A 4,842-nucleotide genomic window follows, 5' to 3' on the forward strand; every position below is an offset into this window, starting at 1 on the left:
GACTGGACCACCGGCCACGTACAACTCCTCACCCAAGCCGAACCCTGGCCCACCACCGAAAACCACCCCCGCCGCGCAGGCATCTCCTCCTTCGGCATCAGCGGAACCAATGCCCACGTGATCATCGAGGAGGCTCCGCGTGCGACGGCCGGGACGGCTGACGGGGTACGGAGCCCCGGTATGTTCCCGGTGGCCGTGACGGCGAAGGGCGAGCGGGCCCTGCGCGAGCAGGCCGCCCGACTGGGTGCGCGCGTACTGGCGGACCCGGAGCTCGACCTGCGGGACGTGGCGCTGTCGTCGGTGACGACCCGGGCCCAGCTGGAGCAGCGGGCCGTGGTGGTGGCCGGTGACCGGGAACAGTTGCTCGCGGGTCTCGCCGGTCTGGCCGCTGGCGAGCTGGGGGCGGGCGTGCTCCAGGGCCGCCCGATGGCGGGCAGGACGGCGTTCCTGTTCACCGGGCAGGGCGCCCAGCGCACCCGCATGGGCCTCGAACTCGCCGCCGCCCACCCCGTGTTCGACGCCGCGCTCGACGAGATCTGCCGCGAGCTCGACCCGCTGCTGGGCCGCTCCCTGCGCGAGCTGCTCGCCGTCGAGGACTCGACTCTGGACGCGACCGAGTTCACGCAGGCCGCGCTGTTCGCCATCGAGGTCGCCCTGTACCGGCTCGTGGAGTCCCTCGGGATCCGGCCCGACTACCTAGTCGGGCACTCGGTGGGTGAGATCGCCGCCGCCCACATCGCGGGCGTGCTCTCCCTCACCGACGCCTGCGCCCTGGTCGCGGCCCGCGGCCGCCTCATGGGCGCACTGCCCGCTGGCGGCGGGATGGCCGCCATCCAGGGCGAGGAGCAGGAGGTCGTCGAAGCGCTGGCCGGGTTCGAGGGCCTTGTGGAGATCGCCGCTGTCAACTGCCCGGACTCGATCGTCGTCTCCGGCGACCAGGACACCCTCGACGCATGGGTGCCGCGCTGGGAGGAGCGGGGCCGCAAGACCTCCCGCCTGCGGGTCAGCCACGCCTTCCACTCCCCGCGCATGGAACCCATGCTAGGCGAGTTCCGGAAGGTCGCGGAAGGCCTGACGTTCCACCCCCCGCACACGGCCGTCGTCTCGAACGTGACCGGTGAACTCGTCACGGACGAGCTGACCGACCCCGGCTACTGGGTCCGGCACGTCCGCGGCACCGTCCGCTTCCTCGACGGCGTCCGCACCCTCCACCGGGAGGGCGTGACCCGCTACCTGGAGCTCGGCCCCGACGGGGTCCTGACCGCGCTCGCCCGCCGGTGCCTCGGGGAGGACCTCGGTCTCGTCTTCGCCCCGGCTCTGCGCGCCCGCCAGGCCGAATCGAGCACCTTCGCCGCCTTCCTCGGCGAGGCCCACATCGCCGGGATCCCGGTCGACTGGGACGCGTACTACGCCGGGACCGGAGCCCGCCCCGTCGAGCTGCCCACGTACGCCTTCCAGCACGAGCACTACTGGCTCAGCCCCGCTCCCGTCGTCGGCGATGCTGCCGGGGCCGGACTCGACCGGCTCGGGCACCCGCTGCTCGCCGCCGCCGTGAGGGTCGGCGACCGCGACGCGTGGCTGTTCACCGGCCGCGTCTCGGCCAGTACCCAGCCCTGGGTCCTGGACCACGGGGTGTTCGGCACCGTCCTGCTGCCCGGTGCGGCCCTCGTCGAGCTGGCGCTCGCCGCGGGACGCCGGGCCGGGACACCCGTACTCGACGAGCTGGTCCTTGAGGCACCGTTCGTCCTGCACCGCACGGCGGGCACGCAGGTGCAGGTGACCGTGGGCGGGCCCGACGAGGACGGTGTCCGCGAGGTGGCCGTCTACTCCCGTCCCGAAGCCGGCACCGCGGGCACGGACGGCGGCGATCCGGACGAGGACGCCCGCCGCGAGGCCGTCTGCCACGCCCGGGGCACCCTGGCCCCGGCCACCGCCCCGGCGGAGGCTTCGGCCCTGGCGGCGGCCTGGCCCCCGGCGGGGGCCGAGCAGGCACCGGCCGGTGCGCTGTACGCGCGCCTCGCCGAGGCCGGGTACGACTACGGTCCGGCCTTCCAGGGCGTGCGGAGCGTCTGGCGTACCGATGAGGCCTGCTACGCCGAGGTCGCCCTGCCGGAGGAGCACGAGGACGGCGCCGCCGGGTTCGGCCTGCATCCGGCGCTGCTGGACGCCGCCCTGCACGGCGGGTTCGACCTGCTGGAACGGGAAGGCGAAGGCTCCGCCACCCGTCTGCCCTTCTCCTGGTCGGGCGTGCGGACCGGACGGACCGGTGCCTCCCGGCTCCGGGTCCGTGTCGGCCTCGCCGGGGACTCGGACCTGCGGATCGACATCGCGGACGAGGACGGCGCGCACGTCCTGACCGTGGAGCGGCTCGCCCTGCGCGCCGTGGAGCAGTCCCAGCTCGAGGCGAGGAACCGGACCGGTGTCGCTTCGCTCTACCAGGTGGACTGGGTGCCGGTGACACTGCCGGGGGCCGCGGCCCCGCTGCGGGTCGAGGTTCTCGGGGAGAAGTACGCCGACCTGGCGGCTCTCGAACAGGCCCTCGCCGAGGGCTTGGCCGCTCCGGACCTCGTGGTCGCCCACGCGGGCCCGGCCGACGCGGCAGACGGCAGCACGGTGGCGGCCGTTCACGGGAACGCCGAGCGGGCGCTCGGTCTCGTGCGGCAGGTGCTGTCCAGTGCCCGGCTGGGCGAGGAGACCCGGCTGCTGGTGGTCACCCGGCGGGCCGTGGCGGCCGTACCGGGAGAGGACGTGCGCCCCTCCGAGGCCCCTGCCTGGGGTCTGGTCCACAGCGCCCAGTCCGAACACCCCGACCGCTTCCTGCTCGTGGACGCCGAGGAGACCGGCACGGGCTCCGGGATCGCGGGCGTCGGCTGGGCCGCGCTGGCGGGCCTGGACGAACCCCAGCTCGCGGTGCGCGGCGGGCGGGTGCTCGCGCCCCGTCTGGCCCGGGCCGAGCTCGCCGAGGCGGGCGGTCCGGCCGCTCCGGACCCGGAGGGCACGGTCCTGATCACGGGCGGTACCGGTGGTCTGGGCGCCTTGTTCGCCCGGCACCTGGCCGGTACGCACGGGGCGAAGCGGCTGCTGCTGGTCAGTCGGCGCGGTCCGGCCGCACCGGGGGTCTCCGAGCTGATCGCGGACCTGGCCGGGCTCGGCGCCGAGGCCCGGGCGGTGGCCTGTGACGTCACCGACCGCGATGCGCTCGCCGCTCTGCTGGGCTCGCTGGAGCACCCGCTGACCGCCGTCGTGCACTCCGCAGGGGTCCTCGACGACGGCACCGTGGAATCGCTGACGCCCCAGCGCCTCCAGCGGGTGCTGCGGCCCAAGGTGGACGCGGCCCTGTACCTGCACGAGCTGACGGCCGGTCTGGAACTCTCCTCCTTCGTCCTGTTCTCCTCCGTGGCCGCCCTCATCGGCAGCCCCGGCCAGGGCAACTACGCCGCGGCCAACGCCACCCTCGACGCCCTCGCCGCCCACCGCCGGGCGGCAGGACTGCCCGCCACCTCCCTCGCCTGGGGGCTGTGGGGGGAGTCCGGCCACACCGGCTCCGCGGGCCCGGCCGGCGATACGGCCGGCATGGGCGGCGGCCTCGACGAGGCCGAGCTGGCCCGGCTCGCCCGCATGGGCATCGGGGCCCTCCCGGCCGAGACCGGCCTGGAACTGTTCGACCACGCGTTGACCCAGGACACCGCGCTCCTGGTACCCGTACGTCTCGACCAGTCCGGGCTGCGCGCCCAGGCCGGCGCGGGCACGCTGCCGCCGCTGTTCCACGGGCTGGTACGGATGCCCGTGCGCCGCACCGAGACGGCGGCCGGAGCCACTCTGGCCGAGCAGCTGGCCGCGGTCGGCGGGGCCGAGCGGGAGCGCGTGGTGCTGCGGCTGGTGCAGGCGCAGGTGGCGGCCGTCCTCGGCCACGCCTCCGCCGAGGCGGTCGAACCCGCACGCGCCTTCAAGGAGCTCGGATTCGACTCGCTGGGCGCCGTAGAGCTCCGCAACCGGCTCAGCCGGGCCAGTGGAGTGCGGCTGCCGTCGACGCTGGTCTTCGACCACCCGTCGCCGGGCGCCGTGGCGAGGTACCTGCTTGCCGAGGCCGTGGGCGACGCCGCCGAGGTACCGGCCGTCGACCGGGAGCTCAAGAAGCTCGAAGAACTCGAGGGCATGGTCACCGGCCTCGACACCGGGGACCGGCAGCGGATCGCGGACCGGCTGCGCGGCCTGCTCGCCACCCTCACCGGGAGCGATCAGGGCATGAGCGGGCTGATCGAGGCGGCCACCACCGCGGACGAGGTGTTCCAGCTCCTCGACGTCGAGTTCGGCGAGGTGTGACACCCAGATGTCACGCATGAACATGCAGAACCAGCAGAACCAGACGACCATCCAGGGGGACAGCGCAGTGAGCGCCGCAGGCAACGATCAGCAGCAGGACAAGCTCGTCCGGTACCTCAAGCGGGTCGCGGTCGACCTGAACGAGACCAGGGCCCGCCTCCAGCAGTACGAGGACCGCGCTGCCGAGCCGCTCGCGATCGTCGGGATGGGCTGCCGCTATCCGGGCGGCGTGAACTCCCCCGAGGAACTGTGGCAGTTCATCGCCGAGGGGCGGGTCGGGATCTCCGAGTTCCCGCAGGACCGCGGCTGGGACGTGGAGGGCCTGTTCCACGAGGACCCCGACCACACGGGCACCTCGTACACCCGCGAGGGCGGGTTCGTCGAAGGTGTCGCCGAGTTCGACGCCGGGTTCTTCGGGATCGCCCCGCGCGAGGCGGCTGCCGTCGACCCGCAGCAGCGGCTGCTGCTGGAGACCGCCTGGGAGGCGTTCGAGGACGCCGGCATCGACATCACCCGCCT

2 protein-coding genes are annotated in these 4,842 nt (G+C 74.3%); both read left to right on the forward strand.

From position 1 onward, the window contains the following. Positions 1-4,323: SDR family NAD(P)-dependent oxidoreductase (locus ACFVWY_RS35460; RefSeq protein WP_389879028.1), on the forward strand; the 4,323-nt coding region annotated here is incomplete at its 5' end. A 16-nt stretch (positions 4,324-4,339) separates the two neighbouring features. Beyond that, the coding region (locus ACFVWY_RS35465; protein WP_389879029.1) for a beta-ketoacyl synthase N-terminal-like domain-containing protein at positions 4,340-4,842 on the forward strand (503 nt) is incomplete at its 3' end.

Origin of the sequence: Streptomyces sp. NPDC058195 (genome assembly GCF_042883525.1) — a bacterium.
GTDB lineage: Bacteria > Actinomycetota > Actinomycetes > Streptomycetales > Streptomycetaceae > Streptomyces.